The 358-nt window shown below is 62.6% G+C and carries 1 pseudogene; it reads right to left on the bottom strand.

The annotated features are described in order from the left end of the window. Window positions 1–358, bottom strand: a pseudogene (locus IBT46_RS27100) (DUF2235 domain-containing protein); the annotation flags it as partial.

Raw genomic sequence — 358 nt, 5'->3', positions numbered from 1 at the left:
TGTCATCGCCGCTGCCGATAGCATCCAGCAGCTCCGAGGCTTTTCCCGCCATCCCGCCGGCGTAACCCTGGCCGATAGCGGCGCGGAACAGGCGAGCGATATTAGTAGGGTGCTTCGGATCGGAGTTATAGAAGTCGTGATTAAGGTTATTCCCTGTGCCGTCAAAAAACAGGCTGATATGCAGGGTCTTACAGCAGGGCGGCTCCACGCGGCGTCCGGCGGCCAGGCACAGCTCCTGGCGGTAGGCCAGCTCGCGGCTGTCCTGTTTAGCGCAGTTCTCGCCAACCAGCGCGGCGTGGGTGGGCAAGCGCCCCTGCGCCGGAAACGCCGGTGGATACCACGCCAGATCGGTGATTAT

The organism is Erwinia sp. S38, assembly GCF_016624545.1.
Lineage (GTDB): Bacteria > Pseudomonadota > Gammaproteobacteria > Enterobacterales > Enterobacteriaceae > Erwinia > Erwinia coffeiphila.
The sequence above is the reverse complement of the archived record's forward strand: the minus strand, read 5'-3'. Positions and strand labels throughout refer to the sequence as shown.